The organism is Halonotius terrestris (genome assembly GCF_006861665.1).
Lineage (GTDB): Archaea > Halobacteriota > Halobacteria > Halobacteriales > Haloferacaceae > Halonotius > Halonotius terrestris.
This window is the reverse complement of sequence record NZ_RKLU01000003.1, coordinates 281650-302885: the sequence shown is the minus strand read 5'-3', so window position 1 is coordinate 302885 and position 21236 is coordinate 281650. Positions and strand designations below refer to the sequence as shown.

The window sequence follows — 21236 nt, the reverse complement described above, 5'->3', positions numbered from 1 at the left end:
AATAATTGCTCGAAGGGTTGCAACGAACGTCGGTGAGAATCAGCTGGTGAAAGAGGAATACGCCAGTTCATCACAGTCAGCAGTTTCGACGAAGCATTCAAGAAACGCCTGAATGATCGGTCTGAGCCAGCAACAAAACCAAACGAAACCGTATACAACAGCGCAACAAAGTCGAACTTCCGCTCTCGTTCAACGAGACTGATGGAAACGCTCTTTCAATCCGATCAACGACAACAGAATCTGGTGGTTCGTAGATCACATCCCCCACCGGTTTCTTCGAACGGTTAGCGATAGCGATGTAATCAACAGACAGTAGAGACCGCCCCACTAAACTAGAACGGATGCTGGCAGCACCAACTCGACGAAATGTATGCAGAACGCTCACGAGTTGAAACAGCGATTGGCGTCTGCAAGGATCCCGGTCTCGGGACCCCCGGGCCCGAGGCCGAGTACGAGTCAATTCACACGTTTTCATCGCTCTTTGCCTTCGATTGGCTGTCGCACTCGTCAATCACCATTGAGGAAATGATGTCGCTAGCCCAACCATCATGCTATGAGTACAGTTCTGCACTACTGCCATACCAAAACTCACTTAATCCACTGGGAAGCAACTATTAGGACGTATAAAGAAACCAAATACGGTCGTTGCGTTTGTTGTAGTAGAATATCTAATATACTGGTATGAATTCACAGATAGAAAAATTCCGGAAGCTGGTTTTACTTGGAACGTGGAGATTAGCAATTCTCGGGACGCTTGAATATATTAGGAGGAAAATATACTCGAGGTTAAATATAAATACGTATATTCAATCAAAACTATTGGTTGGCGGTCCTGCTGGTCCAATACACGCGTTTCATGTCTTGATTTTTAGATATATATTCAAACAAGAGCAGGACGGTTTAAACATAATGGATAAGGACTGGGATAATTTGATTATATTAGATTCCTATCGTGCAGATTACTTCCGAAAGCATTCGTGTATCTCTGGCAAACTATCAACATTTACCTCAAAAGGAACGTGGAGCCTTGAGTTCATAGTAAATAATTTTCAAAACTTTGAGTTCCACGATACTGTCGTGGTCACTTCAAATCCATACTACCAAAGATATTCAAAACTGGGCGAGGGAACTTTCCATTCAATTATTTATTGTCCGAACACAGGTGGAATCAAGAGTTTTGATAAGTTGTCAAAAAAAGCACTCGAAACAAATGAAGAGTTCCCAAATAAGCGCATTATAATCCACTATATGAAACCTCACACCCCTCATATAGGAGAAACATCCGAAAAATTACGGAATAAATTTGGAGATGCTTATCCAGGAATGTTTTTGCTCTACCGGTCAGGGGTGATTTCGAAGGGCACACTCGAACAATCTTATATTGACACTATAGATATGATCGAGCCAAAGGTACAAAAAGTTCTTAAAGAACTTGATGGTAAATCAGTTGTGAGCGCGGACCACGGAGAAAACTTAGGTGAAAAACGTCACGGGTTGACACAAGTCGGTCACGGTAATCCAACACAAGAGTGCTATCGGGTGCCTTGGCTTGAGACAGAATATACTGAACGAAGGAGAATAAGAACAGACCCTCCAGTAGAGTCAACTCTTATCGATGAAGAGATTGTCGAAGAGAACCTTCGTGCGCTCGGATATATGTGAACTGGCAACTGCGGCTTCCCCAATACCGGTCTGATTGTGTCATCAATTAACTGTTCATATATTGTTTGGTTGTCATATAACTAGATAGAGGATATGGCGTAACCAGTAGGATACTATAAGAGGATTAGACGTGGTATCTCTCCTCCTATATTGTACGTATCTCCAATCAACGTATCATCTCCTCTCGGATAGGCGATTCGAATATGCCTCTCGCGATAGGTGTCCCCATTCGAGTAATGAACCTCGTCCCATTTGCTCCGCATTCGGCCAGAGGTGCGGAAACACTCATCCATCAACTGCTGGTCACCTTTACACCAGACGCTCTTGTGTAGTTTAGCGGAAGATGTTGACAGCGATGCACTCAATGACTCCATGGATGGGTGCGTGACTGAGATTCAGGGAGCGGAGAAAGCCATAGGAACGAGCGGCCTGCTCCAAGCNNNGCTTGGAGCAGGCCACGGATTTTCGCCAACCACGGCTGGATTAGTGACCAGAGACACTCTACCTGGTTCGTGGTAACGTCTTCATCAGTGACGTATTCATCGTCGTGGCAGACAGTTTGACGATCGTGGTCTATCGCCTGGTAGGCTGGGAGGGTCATCTACCTCCTCAATCACCGGTCCCAACTCATCATCGCAAGTCACTCCCTCTGCTGATACTACTTGGAGATCGTCGCGGCACCCCGCGACGAGCGTCAGTTCGTCACCCCGCTTTCCACTCCATCTGGTGAACCGTCACGCTCAAACCCTCTTGTGGAGGATCTTGTCATTTGTACCAGATAGTGTTTTTCCCGATGACTCAACCACGTCACCCTTGGCCGCTACGCTTTCACAGAGACAGGTCTATCCCACCAACAACCTGCTTCGCATGAGTGTACTTTTTATATTCTGAGTTCTTCCATTGTCTGCTGGTACGCTATTTTGAATGTCTCCTTTCCTTGCACAGGACTAAATCGGTCACCTATTGACCTGACATCTGTTGAAAGGTTTTCACGTTCGTTTCTTTCGAGGTCAAAATACCAGTCCAGTGAAGCCGCAATCTGGGGGATCGAAACCCCTGACACAAGCTTTGGGTGAACTTTGTGTATGTAATCAGAAGTGCCGGTCTCCGTGGTGACAAATGGTGGCAGCCCCGCACGAAGTGCTTCTAGTGTTGAGACAGGGAACGGTTGAGCGATTGCAGGTAGAATAAACGCACCCGATTCTTTGTACAGATCAAAAAATTCACTTTCATCGACAAACCCGCAGGTGGTAACTGAACGTGTTTCAGTAAGTAACTCAGTATCCGGACCGACAACGACAAACTCGATCTCGGAATCAGCCTCGTCTGCAATTTCCTGTAATATTTCAAAATTATTCTTTTTCCGATGAGATCCAACAGCGAGAACCTGTTGGGAATCTAATTCTGGGCTTATTTTACCCAAATTGTCCCACTTTTTTTGTGACGGGAATGGATGAATGAGTTTCGTCACATCTGTCCCAAATACACGTGCTTCGGAGACCAAGCGAGGGGAAACACCAAGAACAGCATCGACGTGTCGGTGTGCCCATGCGTGTGCCACACGTGTAGTAACCGAATAATGCTCAAGAGGATTGAAAATGTTCATTAACGCTTCGTCGGCTGCGAGGTGAATTACTGGACCACAGTTGCCAAAGATATCCATCCAGGCAGCTTGAAAAAGCGGTCGTCCCCCTTCAGTTATAATTGGTTTCTCGCCAACATCGAGTCGACTTGCAGCACGGATTCGACTCATTGGGCGTCCACCCTCTACTTGAATTAGTTCTGCGTCGACCGACTCTGCCATCGCTCTATGGGAGTGGTGAATTTTCCCATAATAAAGCATCGCTGGTCGCTTGTCTACCATGTTTCCTCATACTCTCCACTTGGTGTTATGGTCAGTTCCACACCTAATACGGTACGAATGCCGAGCCACATCAGTTGGTTTGCGATGCGATCAGGAAGAAGCCAACCAAGCCGATTGTAATTAAAATCCGTCTGGACAATTTCCCAAGCATCCTTGTGGTTGGTATGTTCGGGCCACTCCCAGCTAGGAATACTGTAATGAGTAACATCCCATCCACCACCGAATCCGGGTGTCGGCCAACGCATCACTACTTCTCCATCGGGGTGGCAGACACGATGGCACTCGGTTAAAAAGACCGGACGTTTACGAGGATCTATATGTTCAAAAACGTTATCGACGAGTACGACATCATACTCGTCAGTAGGGAGGTCCCAGTTCGATTCCTCGAGATCAATTACCATATCAGGGTCAAACTCAGGGTTGATATCGACGTTCATCCAGCCTTCGCGATAATCCCGACCTGAACCAAGATTTAGTTTCTTCATTCGATGTATCCCAGTTCTCGAAGCCGGTCCTTTGTAGAACTATCCATTTCACCTTCAGCTTCAATCACATCAGTGGAACTCTCTAGTTGGTCTCGAAGCTCCGCCTCCAAGCTATCAGGATGATCGCCCCATCGATTATTTTTTTCCATCGGGTCTTCCGTACGCTTATACGCTTCCCACGAGTTGCCTGTGAATTCTCGTCCATGTCCCCAGTCTCCTTCAGGGTGGTATAGGACCTTCCACTCAGGACCAACTGCCGCAACAGTACGTCCGAACTCTTCTCCAAGGAGGTTCTGGATTGTCACCGTTTCACGGCTATGTGACAAAATCGATTCTCCCTGACCGAGTCGTTCATCAATGTTTGTAATCTCCAGTATACCGTTACCGAGGTCCATTAGAGAATGCGGCCCTTTCCTTACCCCTGTCTCGCCAACATTCTTCATCACTAATGGAACGCGCGTTACTGTATCGTACATCAACGGCCGGTGTCCGTAGCTCGCGTGTTCACCCATCTCGTCGCCGTGGTCAGAATGGAAAATGAAGGGAGTGTCCCCGTAACCCTCTGATTCAAGTTTCTCTTCAAGACGGCGAACGAATTCGTCGGCATATCGCATCGTGTTATCGTATGCATTGATAATTGATCGCCGTCTCTCGCCGACGAGATTTCGATGGCGACGCATCACGTAGTTCCACACGTACGTAGCACGGATTCCAGGCTGGGACCACTTGTGGTATTCCCTAGGCGCGTAGTACGGATGGTGAGTGTCGATTAGCAGCACCCACAGGAACCACGGCTCAGGAGCATCTTCAACGAACTCCTCAATTTCTCCCCACATCTTTTCCCATTTGACAGGGGGCTCCCCGGTTAGTGCCTTCTTTGCATGCATAGCAAAGTTCGCTAGATTACGTTCTTGGAGAAACTCGTAGAGTTTCGAGCGAATGTCTTCCTCCTCATCATCAGTTGGGCTATTTCCCCCCTTTTCGTCCCACAGGTGATCTTCATATACGTCCCAACCGCGGTTCCATCCGAAGTTCGACGACATGAGAGCGTTGAAATGAAACCCGCCAGTGTAGTAGCCGTTGTCCTGAAGCACCTCAGAAAGAAGACGTTCATCTTCTAATGAGTTTGCCCAATATTTTGGACTCGGATTGAGCATTGTCGCTGACGCGTGGTCCCCAGTGAATACCCCTGTAAAGGATGCCGCCGTCCCTACAGCAGAAACTTGTGTGTTCTCGAAGATCAATCCATTCTCGGCCATCTTGGAAACAGTCGGTGCCGTATTCCGGTTATAACCGTGGAACGGCATGTGATCCGCGCGGACACTGTCCCACGAGACCATCGCGATGTTGGGTCGTTCACTCATCTCTGGTTCTCCCTGATACGGGCCAGAACTTCATTGAACCGCTTTTCGAAGTCGAGGGTGTAGCACTCGTCGGTGAATTGCTCCGCAATCACTTTTGCCCGTTGACCGTCGGCAGCGAGATTGCGTCTTCGAACAGACTTGATTCTTTCAGCAACAGACGAAGGAATGGGCTCAGTAACGAATTCCGGATGGACAGCTCTAACCAGATCTACATTCCCAACATATTGTGAAGTGAGTACCGGTGTCCCGGAAAGTAATGCCTCAAGAACAGCAACAGGATACGCACCAACGTGTGCAGGATAGACTATTAGTTCTGCTTGCTCCATCAAGTCGTAAAATTTCTCAAGCTCAACGAATCCATGAGGCTTGACTTCCTCAGTTTCCGCAATATTTTCTGTATCTGGCCCGACAAAGTGAGCGGTTAGATTCTGATCCAGAGACTCCATGGCTTTGCGGAGTACGTCCTGCCCGTTCTTTCGTCGGTATTTTCCGATACAGAGAATCGTTTCCTCATCTCCGCCAGGTTCAAGCGAATGTAATCGGCCATAGCGTTCCGACTCAACAAATGGGTGTATCACTTCAACGGGTCGGTCGTATTGTCGAGCGTACGCCGCGAGGTAGTCACTCACAGCGAGTGTACCATCAACGTACCGTTCGCCGAATCGGTGAGCAAGACGTTCGTGAAACGGCCGACCCGAAATCGGATCAGCGATATCAATTAGAGATCCATCAGCTGCAAGTTCGATTATCGCCCCGGACTTATCTACTATTCCAAGGAATCCAGCCTCGAGAAGAGGAACACCTCCTTCAATGAGTACTGGCCGATTACCAAAGTCGTGAGAGATTCCAGAACGGAGACGATCGAGTGGGCCACCCTTCGAACACTCAACGAACTCTGCCCCAATCTCGTTAGCCATCCGTTCGTGCACTGGATGAGGATCGTTGTAGAGGAAAATCGGATCAGACATGTTCGACCACCTCCCGAATTTCCTTTCGGAACCGCGCTGAGCTGTACTCGTCTGCACCTTTCGAAATCTCTTTTCGATTCCACTCTCGTTCCATGATCTCCAACACACCGTCCCCTACCGCTTCCTTCTCTGGGGCGACGAGTAGGCCTGAGACACCTTGCTTAATTTGATTATTCGTGTTCGGCTCGTCTACGCCTAATACGGGAAGGCCTGCCGACATGTATTCAATCGGCGTGATACCGAAGTCTTCGCTCTCGGCGAGAAATACTCCCGCATCTGACGACTCAACGATCTGTCGGAGTTTCTCGTCTCTGACGTACCCATGGACATAAATGTTGCTTGTCGCTTTTACCTGAGCTTCGTCGGCTAACGGCCCATCGCCGACTAGGTGAAGTTCTGGTATTTTAGCTAAGTCGTCACGGTCAGCAAGCTCTGCAAAGGCTTTGACAGCAAGAAGGGGACGCTTTCGCTCCTCTAATCGACCAACCATAACGAACTTCCCGGGAATATGTTCGCTGTTCCACGAAAAGGACTCCGTCTCTACTGGTGGATTAATGACATAATCAGCAGATCTCGCATAGTGTTTCCAATACCGGTCCGCAGTCAGTTGGCTATTCGCTACTACCACTGGAATCGATAATGTTTCTATTCTATCAATTATACTTTTCGCGTATTCGAATAGCCCACCATCAAACCAGAGCTTCGAAAGTGGAGGATGATGGAGGTAATGAATGTGAGTCTGCTGATCGTACGGCTGAAAGAATTTCGTCGCAGGGCCCGACGTAATGATATACTCATACTCTTTAAGAGACAGATTCAGCATCCGGTAGGCGTTTCGGATGTCCTGAATCGTCCCCATCTTCGATTTTCTCGAAAGGAGACGAACACCATTCGGCGCACGTGACTCCCACCAGTCTTGATCCATCCCAGAAACACCGACGACGAGATCTGCCTCAAGCGCATGGCACGCTTCCAGAACGACTTTTACCGCGCCACCGGGGTGGATTGCGCCATCATGAACGACGACAGTACTCATTCGATTACCTCCCGATACTCCAACCTACAATTACGATCGAAGTAGGGGGGGCTACTCACTGTACACCTCCCGGAGCTCCTCGTCGATCTCCCACGTCCCGTCACCCTCACCATCGAGCAACTTCAGACTCGCCCGAAACAGCGACACCTGCGTGTCGAACAGCGAGTACGCCACCTGCAACGAACCGAGCTTCTCACGCGATCCGAGTGCCACGAACCCCGTAACTGCCCCTGGAACCGCAAGCCCCAATGGGCCACTGACAGCCAATCCACCAAGCGTCGCCAGCCCGATCGACGCCATTATGAGCCACGGCGAGATGATCATGAACCACCAGTTGAACGGTAGCACCGTCCGTCCGTACGCGCCGTACGCACCCAACATCTCGCGCTGGCGCCAGAGCAGCCGGATCAGCCCCATCGCCCGCCGATCTTTCTGCTGGCGGCGCTTCCGGAACGTCGAGTGCGCCGCCTCCTTGTACTCTATCTCTGGATCGAACACCACTCGATCGCCGTCTTTCCGAATCTTCAGTGCCAGCTCCGTATCGTCAGCGATGGAGTCTTCGTCGACGGAGACGATCGCGTCGTTGTCGAACGCCGAGAACGGCCCGTGGAAAATGAACGTTGAGTCGAGGTGTGACTCCAATGTCTGGATGTGCGCCTGCACGTCGCGGTACCCTTCCTCGACTTCGCTCCCGCCGAGGGCCTCGGTGTTGCGTCCTGTCACCGCTCCGATCTCCGGATCGGCGAGGTTCGCTGCCGCCTCACGGAGCACATCCGCCGCGAGTTTCGAATCACAGTCCGTTTTCACCACCATCTCGTTGGTTGCCGCCTCGTAGGCATCGTTCAACGCTGGAGCCAACCCGCGACGTTCGCCCTCCTCAATTAGCGTTAGCGTCGGGTGCTCCCGGTTGGCGAAGAACTCTCGAATCAACTCCCGTGTCTTGTCGTCACTCGAATCAACAATAACGATTTCCACCTTTTGCATTGGGTAGTCGAGTGTGACAATATCGTCGAGCTTGTTCTCGATAATTCGCTCCTCGTTGTACGTCGGTAGGACGATACTGACTGTCGGCTCGGCAGGCCGTTTCTCAGCAGGCGAGCCTTGCGGATTCCAGAGTTTCAGAAGTAGGAGATACAAGAGATACGGCAGTCCAGTCACTGATAGCAGGAACAGAAGGCTGCCGACTAGCCGCCGCATGGAGCGTCGCATAGTGGAAGTTCGCTCACGGAGATAAAAACTCCGGCGGTCTGTCCGCCAGACTTCCACCGTTCGTTCGCTGGCGTTTTCACAAGGCTTATTGACGGTTTGGAACTGTGTCGAAGCAATGAAAGACGTAGTCATGCAACGCCTCCGCCGTCTCAGCGAGGCAACCGACTCGCCAGCGACTTTCCTCAGAGAGGTATATCACGTCCCCGTTCTCCTCGTACTAATCGGATTCATACTGGCGACTCGTCTACGTCGACTGAATCGTTTCCGGCGTGAAAGCGGCGTCATGTTCCGCGGGAACGATCCATGGTATCACTTTCGGCAAACGAACTACCTGCTCGAACATTTCCCGGCAACGATGCCGTTCGACGTGTTTACCAACTACCCGACCGGCACGAACGTCGATCAGTTCGGGACGCTATACGACCAGATCATATCCGGGTTTATTCTCCTGACGAGTCTCGGAAACCCCTCACAGGAGTACGCTGGCCTCGTTATGTTGATCGCCGCCCCCGTGTTCCTCGCTGCAACGGTCGTTCCACTCTATCTCCTCGCGGCCCATTTTGCTGGCCGCTGGCCCGCCCTCGTTGCCGCCGGCCTTTTCGCGCTGCTACCGGGAACAGTAATGACATACACCATGGTCGGTTTCTACGACCACGCTGCGGCGGAGATCTTCTTCCAGACGCTTGGCGTTCTCGTGTTCGTTCTCGCGCTGTCGGTCACCGAGCGTGAACAACCGATCTGGGAACTGGTCGTCGATCGAGATGCGGTTGCCCTCCGCCGCCCGCTGCTGTACGCTGTCGGTGCGGGGATCGCAGCCGCGCTCTACATGTGGGCGTGGCCGCCGGGGATCCTGCTTGTCGGTATCTCCGGGCTGTTTTTGGCGGTCAAGCTCACGAGTGAGGTCTATCACGGTCAGAGTCCGGAACCGATCGCCTTCGTTGGTGCCGTTTCGATGACTGTCACCGGCCTGTTGATGCTCGTGCCGCTGAATAGCGTTACTATCGGTGGCGCGGCGAGATATTCACTACTACAGGTCGTGCTACCGCTGGCTGTCGCCGCCGGTTGTGTGTTCCTCGCGTGGCTTGCGCGTGAGTGGGAGCAACGATCACTCGATCAAGCACGCTATCCAGCTGCTGTCGGCGGGCTTCTCATTGTGGTAGGACTCTTCACTGCTGTCGCTCTTCCGAGCTTGACCGGTGCGATTCAGACGAACCTCCTCCGGTTCGTCGGTTTCAGTGCAGGTGCAGCAACGAGAACCATCGGCGAGGCGCAACCCTTCCTCGCCGGCAGTTCTCCGTTCGGTACGATCTACTCCGAGTACCGGCTCACGTTCTTCACCGCACTCTCGGCGGCGATCACGTTCCTCGGCCGCCCGCTCATCCGCAGTGACGACACCCGCGATACAATATACGCCGTCGCTGCTGTCGCGCTCGTCGGCATTATCTATCTGGCACGACCGATCTACAACACGATCGCTGGGGTCGTCGGGATTAATCCGCAGGTACTCGGTATCCTGGCCGTCGCAGCACTGCTCGTCGGCGCGACGCTCCGCTATCGCTACGATGCCGACCGGTTCTATCTGGTCGTCTGGGGCGCGTTCATCACCTCGGCCGCATTCACGCAGGTGCGGTTCAACTATTACCTCGCCGTCGTCGTCGCCGTCTTCACCGCGCTGTTCGTCGCACAAGTGGCCAGCTACATCGACCTCAGAGAGACGGCCGATTCGATCAGCGAATCGACCCGACAGATCGAAGGCTGGCAGGCAATCGTCGCCGTGACGCTCGTGTTCGCCCTCATTGGCCCGTTCGTCGTTTGGAGCGGTCCGACGCTTGCGGCATGGCAAACCGGCGGCCAGAACGGTCCCGGTGCGGTCACGATCTGGGACGACAGCCTTGAGTGGATGAACAACGAGACTCCCGAGCCGGGCACGCTTGCGAACGGAAACCAGAGCCGGGCGATGGATCCAGTCGGCACGTATGCACGACCCGCCGATGGCGACTACGACTATCCCGAGGGTGCCTACGGAGTCCAATCGTGGTGGGACTACGGCCACTGGATAACGGTGCACGGCGAACGCATACCGAACGCGAACCCGTTCCAGCAGGGAGCAAATGAAGCAGCAAAATACCTTCTCGCACCGAACGAGACGGCTGCCGGCAACGCTCTCGACGAAAAGATGGGCGAGGACGGACAGACCCGCTACGTCATAGTTGATTGGAAGATGGTGACGCCGGGATCGAAGTTCGCGGCACCGACCGTGTTCAACGACAACGTAAGCCGAAGCGACTTCGTCAGCCAAGCGTACCCGATCTTCCAGACCGAGCAGGGAGAAACGTTCGGACGGCCGATCACGCTCAGAAACCAGCGGTACTACGAGAGCCAAATGGTCCGGCTGTACGCATACCACGGCAGTGCGGTTGAGCCCGATCCCATCGTACTCAACACGGAACGACGATCCGTTTCGACACGAGATGGTGGCTCCATCCAAATTCGTGCCTTCGATCAGAACGATCCGACGCGCACCTTCGATACCCTTGCGGCAGCCAGAGCATACGTTGAGGAAAATCCGGGGGCACAACTCGGTGGCATTGGGGACAATCCGACCGAGCGGGTCAGCGCGCTCGAACAGTACCGCCTCATCAAAGCAAGCAGTGTCAATGCAGCCGCCAGCAGCGGGCAGTACCGACGGAGTCTCCAGACAGCGTTGCAGCGGACGAACACGTCGGTCAACCAACTACTCAGAACCACGCCGTCATGGGTGAAGACGTTCGAAAAGGTGCCCGGTGCGACTATCGAGGGGACAGGCGCACCAGCTGGAGCGGAGGTTCAGGCAACCGTTGCCATGGAAGTTACATCAACCGGCCGAACGTTCGCATACAGACAGTACGCCACGGCCGATGAGAACGGCAACTTCGAGATGACGGTGCCGTACTCGACGACCGGCTACGCGAACTTCGGGCCCGAAAACGGCTACACGAACGTTAGCGTCAGAGCAACGGGCGACTACCGTTTCAGAACGACGGGCGAGACTGCCGTCGAACTATACGCCGGCTCGGCGACGGTCGAAGAAGCACAGGTCGTCGGTGTCGATGAAAGCCCGGTCGAAGTCGATCTCACCGAACGGAACCCGATTCAGATCGGTGGCTAACGCGCATCATCGCCGTAGCCGAACACGAGAGTACGAATCCGGTGCCGACAGACGACCCCTATCCAACCAATGACAACACTCAGAGAGGCAGTCAGGATCTACGCCCGCGGACTCTGCATGGGCGCGGCCGATGCTGTCCCAGGCGTTTCCGGCGGCACGATCGCCCTCATTACCGGTATCTACGAACGCCTGATCGCGGCGATCACAGCCGTCGAACCGACTCGCCTCCGTCGGATCACCGCTGGCGTCCATTCCGAGCACCGAACCGACGCCGTCACCGCGATCCGCGAACTCGATGTCGGCTTCCTGCTCGCACTCGGTGCGGGCATCCTCACAGCCGTCGTGACGATCCTCCGGCTCGTCAGCCGCTTACTCGAAACCAACCCCGTCGCCACGTACGGCTTCTTCTTTGGATTAATCGGCGCCTCCGCCGCGGTGCTCTACAGCGACGTGTCGCTGGCAACCCCCCGACGCAAAGGAGCCGCTGTCGCCGGCTTTTTGCTGGCGTTCGCGCTTTCGGGCTACGCTGCCACTTCTATCGGCACATCGCTGCCGATCATCTTCGTCGCGGGTGCGGTCGCCATCAGCGCGATGGTGTTACCTGGCGTCTCGGGCTCGCTGCTGTTGCTCATGCTCGGCCAGTACAACTACATGACGGCCACGTTGCGCGGCTTTACTGACGGCCTCGCCGCCGCGATTCGCGGCGAGGGTATTACCGCCCTCGCCGGCACAACGCCGCCGATCGTCGTCTTTCTGTCCGGCGCGGTCGTTGGCTTGTTCACCGTCGCGCACGCGGTTCGGTGGGCACTCGAACATTACCGGGAGGCGACGCTGGTCTTTCTGGTGAGTCTCATCGTCGGCGCGCTCCGGGCGCCCGTCGAGCAGACGCAAATCGAGTTGGCAGGGACAGGTCCCGTGTGGACAGCTGAAACCGTTGCCGTCTTCGGCGGTCTCGCAATTATCGGCGCGGCCGTCGTCGTCGGCATCGACCGCCTCGCCGGCGGGATCGACACGACTGGGTCGACCTGAAGCGGTCGTCCTGTCGCTGTCGGCGACCGCGTGGCGGCCCTTCTCTCTACGTGCCGTGGTACCACATACCTTCGAATTTCGAAAAATGAATGCGGATCTCGCAATTTATCGTGGGCCTTATTACGATGAGCGTATTCCGAGACGACAATGAGCGACGAGTCAGCNACAGACGAGGAGGANCGCACNATCCTNCTNATCGGCAGCGGCCCGATCCAGATCGGGCAGGCCGCCGAGTTCGACTACTCCGGCGCACAGGCGTGCCGGGCGTTACAGGAGGAGGGTGCCCGAGTCGTCCTCGTCAACTCCAACCCGGCGACNATNATGACNGANNCGGAGATGGCCGACNAGGTCTACATCGAGCCGATCAACACCGAGGCGATCAGCGAGGTAATTCGGAAAGAAAACCCCGACGGCGTCATCGCCGGCCTCGGCGGCCAGACCGGTCTCAACGTCACCGCNGANCTCGCCGAGGNGGGCGTCCTNGANGAGTACGACGTNGAGATCATGGGCACCCCTCTCGACACCATCTACGCGACGGAGGACCGCGACCTCTTCCGCCAGCGGATGGAGGACATCGGCGAGCCCGTCCCCGNNTCGACGACNATCTCNCTNGANGAGGACGAGTCNGTCACCGACTTCGACGAGGANNNCCTCCGCGAGCGCGTCGAGGCCGCGGTCGACGAGGTGGGCGGGCTGCCCGTCATCGCCCGCACAACCTACACGCTCGGCGGCTCCGGCTCCGGCGTCGTCGACGAGTTCGAGGAACTCGTCGAGCGCGTTCGGAAGGGGCTCCGCCTCTCGCGCAACAGCGAGGTGCTCATCACGGAGTCCATCGAGGGCTGGGTCGAGCTGGAGTACGAGGTNATGCGCGACGCCGACGACTCCTGTATCATCATCTGCAACATGGAGAACATCGACCCGATGGGCATCCACACCGGGGAGTCGACGGTCGTGACGCCCTCGCAGGTCATCCCCGACGAGGGTCACCAGGCGATGCGCGACTCCGCGCTGAAGGTCATCCGGGAGCTCGGCATNCAGGGCGGCTGNAACATCCAGCACGCCTGGCGCGACGACGGCACCCCCGGCGGCGAGTACCGCGTCGTCGAGGTGAACCCCCGTGTCTCNCGCTCNTCGGCNCTCGCCTCGAAGGCGACNGGCTACCCCATNGCCCGCGTGACCGCGAAGGTCGCCCTCGGGAAACGTCTCCACGAGATCACCAACGAGATTACTGGCGAGACGACAGCCGCCTTCGAGCCCGCGATCGACTACGTCGTNACGAAGGTNCCNCGCTGGCCNANNGACAAGTTCGNCGACGTGGACTTCGAGNTCGNNACNGCGATGAANTCGACCGGCGAGGCGATGGCCATCGGNNNNACNTTCGAGGAGTCGCTGNTGAAGGCNNTGCGCTCCTCGGAGTACGACCCCGCCGTCAACTGGAACGAGATCGACGGCAAAACGCTGGAATCCGAGTATATCGAACGACCGTCGCCGGATCGCCCGTATGCGATGTTCGAAGCCTTCGACCGCGGCTACTCGGTCGAGGAGATCATCGACCTCACCGGAATCAAGGAGTGGTACGTCGAGCGGTTCAAACGCATCGCTGACTCCGCACAGGCCGCCCAAGACGGCGACTTCACGCCCGCCGCGACCTCCGGCTACACGAACAACGAGATCGCCTCGATGGCCGACGGCGGCGTCGACGTCGACACCGTCGAGCAGGACGTGCCGGGGCGCAACTACAAGCAGGTCGACACCTGTGCCGGCGAGTTCAAAGCCGAAACGCCGTACTACTACTCCGCGCGCCTGCCGGAGTTCCACAGCGGCCCGCTGCTCGGCGACGAGGCCGCCGGCGAACTCCAAGTCGAGAAGGATGCCGAAAGCGTCGTCGTCGTCGGCGGNGGCCCGATCCGNATCGGCCANGGCGTCGAGTTCGACTACTGTNCNGTCCACGCCNTNCGTGCGCTCCGCGAACAGGGGATCGACGCACACGTCGTCAACAACAACCCGGAGACGGTGTCGACGGACTACGACACCTCCGACGGACTGTTCTTCGAACCCGTCACCGCCGAGGAGGTCGCCGACGTCATCGAGGAGACGAACGCGGACGGCGTGATGGTGCAGTTCGGCGGCCAGACGTCGGTCAACGTGGGCGAGCCGCTCGAGGCCGAACTCGACCGCCGCGGCCTCGACTGTGAGGTTCTCGGCACGAGCGTCGAGGCGATGGACCTCGCGGAGGACCGCGACCGCTTCAACGTCCTGATGGACGAACTCGGCATCAGCCAGCCGGCCGGNGGNACGGCGACCTCCGAGNNNGAGGCNCTCGAACTCGCNCNCGANNTCGGTTACCCCGTCCTCGTCCGNCCGNNNTACGTNCTCGGCGGNCGCGCGATGNNCGTCGTCNACNCCGACGAGGAGCTGAAAGAGTACATCGAGGAGGCGGTGCGCGTCTCCCCGGACAAACCGATCCTCGTCGACGAGTTCCTCGCAGACGCGGTCGAACTCGACGTCGACGCCGTCAGCGACGGCGAGGAGGTGCTCATCGGCGGCGTGATGGAACACGTCGAGGCCGCCGGCGTCCACTCCGGCGACTCGGCGTGTATGATCCCACCCCGGTCGCTGNNNGNNGANACNCTCGNNCGCGTCCGCGANGTNACGGAGGANATCGCNACCGCNCTNGANACNGTCGGCCTGCTCAACGTCCAACTCGCGGTCCGCGACGGCGAGGTCTACGTCCTCGAAGCGAACCCACGCTCTTCGCGTACCGTTCCGTTTGTCTCGAAGGCNACGGGCGTCCCGATCGCCAAACTCGCCGCGAAGGTGATGACCGGCCTCTCCTTGGATGCGATCGACGCCGCCGAGCAGGTCCCCGAACAGACGAGCGTCAAGGAAGTCGTCCTACCGTTCGACCGCCTGCAGGGGTCGGACCCACGCCTCGGCCCGGAGATGAAATCCACCGGCGAGGTCATGGGCAGTGCCGACACCTTCGGCAAGGCCTACGACAAAGCCCAGGACGCCACCGGCAAGCCGATCCCGGAATCCGGCACGATCGCGCTGGACCTCTCGGATGAGGTCTTCCCCGATCCCGATACCGAGGAAGGCGAGTCACTGGTCGATGGCTTCGGCGAGTTCTTCGAGTTCAGCGAGGCGGTCGATCTGATCGACGCCGCCCGCGCTGGCGAACTCGATATCATCGTCTCGCGTGACCGCGACCTGCTGGAGGTCGCCGTCGAAGAGGAGATAACTTACTTCTCGACGCCGGCCAGCGCAAAGGCCGCGCTGGAAGCCCTGCGCGCCAGCGACGAGCCGATCGACGTGAAGGCGATCTCGGATCGTCCGAAACGCGTCGCCGAGTGGGGCAAGTAGGGAACCGCTGAATACCTGCCCTGCCAGCGGTAGTCCGCGTTATAACCCGAGACTGTCCTTGATTGCGGTATCGATCTGTGACATTTTGACAGGTGGTACTGTCCCAATGTTGTCAGTCACGCGTTCGTCGATATCGACAACGCGGATTTGACTCAAATCCACCACAGAATCCTCTCTAAGCGCAGTGTTCGATGCCTGAATTTCGACCTCAAACGGATAGATGTCGCTTGGGTCGTACTGTGTCGTCAACGGAGCAACCATTGTCGTCGGTGAAAACTCGTTTCCGACATCGTTCTGAATGACGATACAGGGTCTGTTCGTTCCCTGTTGTTCGCTTCCTCTCGTCGGATTCAACTGAACGGTAACGATGTCACCGCGCCGTACTTCTACGCTCACGGTGTTACTCGCTCCAGTCCGGCGCGTCACCGAGCCGCTCGGTTGCTTCGCTGGAGGTTTCTTCCATTTCTTCTGTCAGCCGGCGAGACCGATCAGCTCGTTTTCGGTACCCTTCGGCCAACCGTTCCGTGTCGGTCGGGGGTTTGAGCAGGATCTTGTCATCCAACTCGACGAATTCGATTTCGTCTCCGCCTTCGATTCCACGACGGTCCCGTAGTTCCTTGGGGATCGTTACTTGGCCCCGATCTCCGACTTTCCGCGTATGTTCGCCCATGAGAGATCATACTTTTTTCATACTCAAAGAGCTACCGGCCGAAAGTGCCACCGGTTCAGGAGAGCTTCCCGAGTGCATCGAAGAAATCCGCGGTCGGGCCAGCGAGTCGCACCGGGGTATCCGCTTGTGAGACTGTGACCGCGACCGGCAGTTCGAGTTCCTGCGGTTGGCGGCCGTCGCTGACGACGACGGCGTGGGGCGCGTCACGAACGGCGATTGTCACCGCCGCGTCGTCATCGACGACCAGCGGTGGCCGTTCCTCGACGCCACACATCTCAGTGACGACCAGCGCGTCAACCGCGGGATGGACTAACGGCCCGCCCTCGCTGAGGTTGTAGGCCGTACTCCCGGTCTGGGTGGCGACCATCACGCCGTCGGCGTGGCCCGTCGAGTACGTCGAGCCATCGATTTCGATCTCGAAGCTCGCGCCGCCGCCGTGACCGCGGCGTGGCCCGCTGACGACGATTTCGTTGACCGCGGGCACGCTCTCGAAGCCCGTACAGGTCGCCGTCAATCGGGGGGCCTCCCGGACCGCGTGGTCGCCGCGGCGGATCGCCGCGACGGTGTCGCGGACGGCATCGACGGCGTTCTCCGGGGCGACAGCGTTGAGAAAGCCGACTTCGCCGAGGTTGACGCCGATCATCGGCGTATCGCCCGCGGCCCGCGTTGCGAAGAGAAAGGTGCCGTCGCCGCCGACGCTGACGACCAGATCGCAGGCTTCCAACCGCTCGACGGTCGTCCCCGCTGTCGGGAGATCGAGGCTCGTCGCTGTCGCCGTATCGAGGCGGCAATCGACGCCGTCATCGTCGAGAGCCGCCCGGATCGCGTCGGCGATCTCGACGGCGCGCTCGTTGTCCCGCTGTGCGACGAGGCCGACCTTCATACAGCCAGTTTCCCTCCGGATGGCAAAAGGGCTGTGTCAGTCATGTCGCGTCAGGCAGGTGGGCAACCCGATGAGTTCGACCGGCTCGGAGTTGTCGGGTGAGTAGACGACGAACTGGCCTTTCTCCATGTAGGGCACTTTCGACTGCAAATTGGANGGGATGTTNACNNNCTTGATNGCGTCCTCGTCGCCGAGATTGAGCACGACGGTCGTGTTTACCTGCTTGAAGACGGGGTCGGCGATGTCCTGTGGGTCCTGCGTGACGAGGAANAGGCCNAGCCGTTCNTTNCGNCCCTGTTTNGCNGCCTCNGNGAANTTCTGGACGACCTTGCGGGCTTGGACGGTGTCGGCGTCCGCGAGGAAATTGTGGGCTTCGTCCATGCCCAGCACGACTGGCGTCTCTTTGATCCGGTCGCTGTCGGGCGCGTTCGAGAGCTTGCTGTCGATCAGATACGCCGAGACGGCAAGCACGCACAGTTCCTTCGCGCGGCTTGAGGAGAGGTGATAGGTCGGCACCACCGTCAGCCCGCCGGGGCGGACGAGCTGGTGATCGAGTTCGGTGATCGGTTTCGCCGACTGGTCGAAGATGCCCGAGGGCATCCCGAACACACGTCGCTTGATCGCATCGAAGGTCGCTTCGTGGACGCGGCCGGATTCGTCGAGTTCCTCCTTCAGGGCCGGGTCGTCGAGGAAGCTCTTGAACTGGCTGTAGGTTCCCGACTCGCCGTACTGGCGGAAGAACCGATCGAGCAGCGTCTGGAGGCCCGAATATTGGTTGTCGTTGAGGCTGCTGCCGGCGACGAGCCACGGCCGCTCTTTGGTCATCGAAAACGGCACCGTGAACTGGACTTGCTCGGCGCGGTGGCCTTCGCCGGGGTAGCTCGTGCCCGACTCTGTGGGGACGAGTGCGATGGTGTCGTCGACGCCGCCGTAGGCGACGTTCTCGCGGTCGAGCCGGCGAGCGAAGGCGTCGTCCAACTCGGGGTTGTCGTCGTGCATCTGGGCGTACTCGTCCTGTGGGTCGAACTGAACGACAGCGGGCTGGACGGTACGGCCGTCGTCCATCGGATACGCCCGCTCGTCGCTGAGGTACTGCCGGAGGATGTTCTTCGAGGCGTGGGTTTTCCCGGAGCCTGTGCCGCCAGCGACGAGGGTATGCCGGAAGACCAGCGGGTCGCCGGACTCGTAGTCGTCAGTCAGCCGGTAGTCGATCGTCGGCGGCTGGGCGGCGGTTTCGACTTTCTCGCCGCCGACTGAGAGATGGCCGAGGAAGACGCCCGATTCGGGGATGTTGAGCCCAGTTTTGATCTCCTCGCTGTCGGTCGCCTGTTTCAGGATCGCGCCCGGCTTCGGGACGCGGTCGGTCATCCGCCGATTGAGTTCGACGTTGCCCGCGTCGTCGTACTCCTCGTAGAGGACGGCGACGGGTTCGAGGTCGGCCATGAACTTGTAGTCGCGTTCCTCGAAGTTGGATTGCCGCATCATCCGGCGGGCGTGGATCTCGGTGGCGTCGTCGGCGTGGAACTCCTGGGCGTATTCGAGGCTGACGATCCGGCAGAACAGCGTTTCGTCGTCCGGATACGGGACGAGGAGGTACTTGCCCAGCCGGACGGACTCGCGGTTGCCGGTCGTGATGAACGCCCGGAGCGTCGTCTCATCGCCGTCCTCGGCGACACGGAGGCCCTGCGAGACCGACAGCGCGCCCATGCCAACGTCGTCGCCCTCGACATCGGCCGCGATGCGTTCGAAGCTGTCCGGCTCCTCGCTCGCCGCGTCGCCTCCGCCGTCAGTTGGCGGAGCACCCCCGCCGCTATCGCTGCTGCCCGCCGCATCCGACTCGCCGGAGCCGCTGTCGGCGTCGCCGGCGTCGGTCACGTCGTTGAAATCCTCCAAGGTCATATCCCGACATTCTACCGTGGCGATAAACTCCTTTCCCCTCGCTCAGTCCGAACCAATGTTTTTGAGCCGTGCTGTCGTCGCTCCGGTATGCTCGATACAGGCGAGACTGCACCCGACATGACGCTCCCGATGGCGACGCCCGAGGCTGCCGCGGCGAAGCCACGCGGTGAGTACCGGACCGCGGATGTCGAGCGGTTCGAACTGAGCGAGACGCTGGCCGACGGCCCGGTGACGCTCGTTACGATTCCGGGCGTCTACTCACAGGGCTGTACCGAGGAACTCTGTACGATTGCCGACCGCCACACCGACCTCGGTGAGCTACCGGGCCAGGTCTACGCGCTCAGCGCCGACACGCCGTGGTCGCAACTCGCCTTTATCGACGAGTACGACATCTCCTATCCGCTGCTCTCGGGGTTCAACAGCGACGTGCTCCGACAGCTCGGTGTGCGTCGTCCCGACGGCATCCTGCAGGGGATCGCCACCCGAACGGCGTTCGTGATCGGCCCTGATCGAGACGTCGCGTACACGTGGGAGGCTGACGACAGCCTCGTCCCGGATTTCGACGCCGTGACCGACGCCGTTGCAGCCGCTGAAACCGACTGAACCCTTGTTTCGCCATCCGTGGTTTGATGTGTGCGCCGAGCCAACTCTCAGACAGACTCGTGACTGACTCGATAGCCGACGCGGAAGCCGCTGCCGACCCGCTTGCCGACCTCGGCGACCAGCCCGTCCTGCTGTTCGACGGCGTCTGCAACCTCTGTAACGGGTTGATCCAGTGGCTCATTCCCCGCGATCCGGATGGAAAACTCAAATTCGCCCCTCTCCAGTCAGAGATCGGCACGGCGATTCAGGAGCGACACGGCCTCGATCCCGACGACCTCGACAGCGTGCTTCTCGTCGAAGGGCCGAAACTCTACACGAAATCGACGGCGGCGATCCGCGTCGCCGAAATCCTCGGCTGGCCCTACATCCTCCTGCGGGCCGGTCGACCGCTTCCGCGCGCACTGCGTGATCGGATTTACGACTTCGTCGCCGACAACCGCTATGACTGGTTCGGCAAGAAGGATCAGTGCATGGTGCCCGACGAAGACGTGAGCGATCGGTTTATCGAGTAGCGCGGCAGCGATATGACTCTCCGCTCTCGTTCGGTTCCGACTGCCCACGTTGCCCTCGCCGTGCTGGCTGTCGCTATTCTCATCGCGTCCGTGATTCCCGTCCCGAGTGCGACGCCGCAAACCGATCCGACTGGCACTGTTGACACCACGACGCTGCTGCATATCGCCGGCTACGCGACGCTCGCAGCGGGTGGAGTCATCGCAGTTACACGCGAGAGATGGCCATGGCGTCGTCGGCAACGCCGTGGTGACGATAGCAGCGTTGGCATCGGCAGCGTCGCTGTCGTCATCGCTCTCGTCGCGCTGTTCGGTGTCGCCACCGAACTCCTGCAGGCCACGATCCCGTGGCGAACCTTTGCGGTCGCCGAGGTCGGTCTCAACGCCGCGAGCGCGGTCATCGGTGGCCTGCTCGCAACGATGTGGTTTTACCGCCCAGTCGAGTAGGGCCGGCAATGAGTAAGCCGAGCCCCGATGTCTACGAGGAGGGCCGCGGGATGGACGCCCACAACTCCGTCATGCGGGAGATCCGCGGGCNNAANGA

Annotated in this window: 18 protein-coding genes and 3 pseudogenes (1 of these 21 running past the window's edge); 8 read left to right on the top strand and 13 right to left on the bottom strand. The window is 57.8% G+C overall.

The genetic code is table 11. From position 1 onward, the window contains the following. Nucleotides 1–42: 42 nt before the first annotated feature. Nucleotides 43–268, bottom strand: a pseudogene (locus EGH24_RS08260) (IS4 family transposase); the annotation flags it as partial. A gap of 641 nt (nt 269–909) precedes the next feature. Here EGH24_RS08260 and EGH24_RS08255 point away from each other — a divergent pair. After that, on the top strand, nt 910–1662 hold the full coding sequence (locus EGH24_RS08255; RefSeq protein WP_142979681.1) for a hypothetical protein: 753 nt from the start codon (nt 910–912) through the stop codon (nt 1660–1662). Between the two features lie 113 nt (nt 1663–1775). Here the strand turns inward: EGH24_RS08255 and EGH24_RS15910 are convergent, their stop codons facing one another. From EGH24_RS15910 to EGH24_RS08220, 8 genes and pseudogenes are all read right to left on the bottom strand, one after another. Next, entirely contained in the window at nt 1776–2036 is a 261-nt protein-coding gene (locus EGH24_RS15910) for a phage NrS-1 polymerase family protein (RefSeq protein WP_394348368.1), read from the bottom strand. Then, nucleotides 1996–2390, bottom strand: a pseudogene (locus tag EGH24_RS08250) (IS1595 family transposase); the annotation flags it as partial. The gene EGH24_RS15910 and the pseudogene EGH24_RS08250, both read right to left, overlap by 41 nt. Nucleotides 2391–2542: 152 nt before the next feature. Continuing rightward, nucleotides 2543–3415 carry a glycosyltransferase gene (locus EGH24_RS08245; protein WP_185903276.1) on the bottom strand — a complete coding sequence of 291 codons (873 nt, stop codon included), beginning with the start codon at nt 3413–3415 and terminating at the stop codon, nt 2543–2545. Between the two features lie 104 nt (nt 3416–3519). After that, on the bottom strand, nt 3520–4011 hold the full coding sequence (locus EGH24_RS08240) for a methyltransferase domain-containing protein (protein WP_142979679.1): 492 nt from the start codon (nt 4009–4011) through the stop codon (nt 3520–3522). Beyond that, entirely contained in the window at nt 4008–5375 is a 1368-nt protein-coding gene (locus EGH24_RS08235) for a sulfatase (RefSeq protein WP_142979678.1), read from the bottom strand. Before EGH24_RS08235 ends, EGH24_RS08240 begins: the two co-directional genes overlap by 4 nt. After that, nucleotides 5372–6343 carry a glycosyltransferase family 4 protein gene (locus tag EGH24_RS08230; protein WP_142979677.1) on the bottom strand — a complete coding sequence of 324 codons (972 nt, stop codon included), beginning with the start codon at nt 6341–6343 and terminating at the stop codon, nt 5372–5374. Before EGH24_RS08230 ends, EGH24_RS08235 begins: the two co-directional genes overlap by 4 nt. Beyond that, nucleotides 6336–7379, bottom strand: coding sequence for a glycosyltransferase (locus EGH24_RS08225; RefSeq protein WP_142979676.1), 1044 nt, complete (start codon nt 7377–7379; stop codon nt 6336–6338). The genes EGH24_RS08230 and EGH24_RS08225 overlap by 8 nt, the downstream gene beginning before the upstream one ends. A gap of 51 nt (nt 7380–7430) precedes the next feature. After that, a complete protein-coding gene (locus tag EGH24_RS08220) occupies nt 7431–8576 on the bottom strand; it encodes a glycosyltransferase (RefSeq protein ID WP_185903275.1) in 1146 nt (381 codons plus the stop codon). Between the two features lie 127 nt (nt 8577–8703). Here EGH24_RS08220 and EGH24_RS08215 point away from each other — a divergent pair, with 127 nt between their 5' ends. The 3 genes from EGH24_RS08215 (at nt 8704) to carB (ending at nt 16128) form a co-directional block, all read left to right on the top strand. Further along, a complete protein-coding gene (locus EGH24_RS08215) occupies nt 8704–11736 on the top strand; it encodes an oligosaccharyl transferase, archaeosortase A system-associated (protein ID WP_142979674.1) in 3033 nt (1010 codons plus the stop codon). Between the two features lie 69 nt (nt 11737–11805). After that, the gene (locus tag EGH24_RS08210; RefSeq protein ID WP_142979673.1) at nt 11806–12765 is read left to right on the top strand and encodes a DUF368 domain-containing protein; all 960 of its coding nucleotides are present in this window, start codon (nt 11806–11808) and stop codon (nt 12763–12765) included. Between the two features lie 147 nt (nt 12766–12912). After that, on the top strand, nt 12913–16128 hold the full coding sequence (gene carB / locus EGH24_RS08205) for a carbamoyl-phosphate synthase large subunit (RefSeq protein WP_142979672.1): 3216 nt from the start codon (nt 12913–12915) through the stop codon (nt 16126–16128). A 39-nt stretch (nt 16129–16167) separates the two neighbouring features. On the opposite strand, the gene EGH24_RS08200 is transcribed toward carB, so the two are convergent. The 4 genes from EGH24_RS08200 to EGH24_RS08185 are packed head-to-tail and all read right to left on the bottom strand — an operon-like array spanning nt 16168 to nt 19580. Next, complete coding sequence (locus EGH24_RS08200; protein ID WP_142979671.1) at nt 16168–16524, bottom strand: type II toxin-antitoxin system PemK/MazF family toxin; 357 nt, start codon at nt 16522–16524, stop codon at nt 16168–16170. 4 nt (nt 16525–16528) lie between these two features. Beyond that, on the bottom strand, nt 16529–16798 hold the full coding sequence (locus EGH24_RS08195; RefSeq protein WP_142979670.1) for an AbrB/MazE/SpoVT family DNA-binding domain-containing protein: 270 nt from the start codon (nt 16796–16798) through the stop codon (nt 16529–16531). A 55-nt stretch (nt 16799–16853) separates the two neighbouring features. Continuing rightward, nucleotides 16854–17681 carry an NAD(+)/NADH kinase gene (locus EGH24_RS08190; RefSeq protein ID WP_142979669.1) on the bottom strand — a complete coding sequence of 276 codons (828 nt, stop codon included), beginning with the start codon at nt 17679–17681 and terminating at the stop codon, nt 16854–16856. A 36-nt stretch (nt 17682–17717) separates the two neighbouring features. Continuing rightward, nucleotides 17718–19580: an ATP-binding protein gene (locus EGH24_RS08185; protein WP_142979668.1), complete on the bottom strand. Its 1863-nt coding sequence runs from the start codon at nt 19578–19580 to the stop codon at nt 17718–17720. 87 nt (nt 19581–19667) lie between these two features. On the opposite strand from EGH24_RS08185, the gene EGH24_RS08180 reads away from it, so the two are divergent. From EGH24_RS08180 to EGH24_RS08165, 4 genes and pseudogenes are all read left to right on the top strand, one after another. Beyond that, nucleotides 19668–20183 carry a redoxin domain-containing protein gene (locus EGH24_RS08180; protein ID WP_142979667.1) on the top strand — a complete coding sequence of 172 codons (516 nt, stop codon included), beginning with the start codon at nt 19668–19670 and terminating at the stop codon, nt 20181–20183. Between the two features lie 59 nt (nt 20184–20242). Then, entirely contained in the window at nt 20243–20695 is a 453-nt protein-coding gene (locus EGH24_RS08175; protein WP_394348367.1) for a thiol-disulfide oxidoreductase DCC family protein, read from the top strand. A gap of 12 nt (nt 20696–20707) precedes the next feature. Continuing rightward, on the top strand, nt 20708–21139 hold the full coding sequence (locus tag EGH24_RS08170) for a hypothetical protein (protein WP_142979665.1): 432 nt from the start codon (nt 20708–20710) through the stop codon (nt 21137–21139). Between the two features lie 8 nt (nt 21140–21147). Beyond that, nucleotides 21148–21236 (top strand): annotated as a pseudogene (locus EGH24_RS08165) (archaeosine biosynthesis radical SAM protein RaSEA); it runs 989 nt beyond the window's last position.

Excerpts from the sequence above, each read along its gene's own strand:
- EGH24_RS08255 (WP_142979681.1), top strand. The coding sequence starts at position 910 with ATGGATAAGGACTGGGATAATTTGATTATATTAGATTCCTATCGTGCA.
- EGH24_RS15910 (WP_394348368.1), bottom strand. The coding sequence starts at position 2,036 with ATGGAGTCATTGAGTGCATCGCTGTCAACATCTTCCGCTAAACTACAC.
- EGH24_RS08245 (WP_185903276.1), bottom strand. The coding sequence starts at position 3,415 with ATGAGTCGAATCCGTGCTGCAAGTCGACTCGATGTTGGCGAGAAACCA.
- EGH24_RS08240 (WP_142979679.1), bottom strand. The coding sequence starts at position 4,011 with ATGAAGAAACTAAATCTTGGTTCAGGTCGGGATTATCGCGAAGGCTGG.
- EGH24_RS08235 (WP_142979678.1), bottom strand. The coding sequence starts at position 5,375 with ATGAGTGAACGACCCAACATCGCGATGGTCTCGTGGGACAGTGTCCGC.
- EGH24_RS08230 (WP_142979677.1), bottom strand. The coding sequence starts at position 6,343 with ATGTCTGATCCGATTTTCCTCTACAACGATCCTCATCCAGTGCACGAA.
- EGH24_RS08225 (WP_142979676.1), bottom strand. The coding sequence starts at position 7,379 with ATGAGTACTGTCGTCGTTCATGATGGCGCAATCCACCCCGGTGGCGCG.
- EGH24_RS08220 (WP_185903275.1), bottom strand. The coding sequence starts at position 8,576 with ATGCGGCGGCTAGTCGGCAGCCTTCTGTTCCTGCTATCAGTGACTGGA.
- EGH24_RS08215 (WP_142979674.1), top strand. The coding sequence starts at position 8,704 with ATGAAAGACGTAGTCATGCAACGCCTCCGCCGTCTCAGCGAGGCAACC.
- EGH24_RS08210 (WP_142979673.1), top strand. The coding sequence starts at position 11,806 with ATGACAACACTCAGAGAGGCAGTCAGGATCTACGCCCGCGGACTCTGC.
- EGH24_RS08195 (WP_142979670.1), bottom strand. The coding sequence starts at position 16,798 with ATGGGCGAACATACGCGGAAAGTCGGAGATCGGGGCCAAGTAACGATC.
- EGH24_RS08190 (WP_142979669.1), bottom strand. The coding sequence starts at position 17,681 with ATGAAGGTCGGCCTCGTCGCACAGCGGGACAACGAGCGCGCCGTCGAG.
- EGH24_RS08180 (WP_142979667.1), top strand. The coding sequence starts at position 19,668 with ATGCTCGATACAGGCGAGACTGCACCCGACATGACGCTCCCGATGGCG.
- EGH24_RS08170 (WP_142979665.1), top strand. The coding sequence starts at position 20,708 with ATGACTCTCCGCTCTCGTTCGGTTCCGACTGCCCACGTTGCCCTCGCC.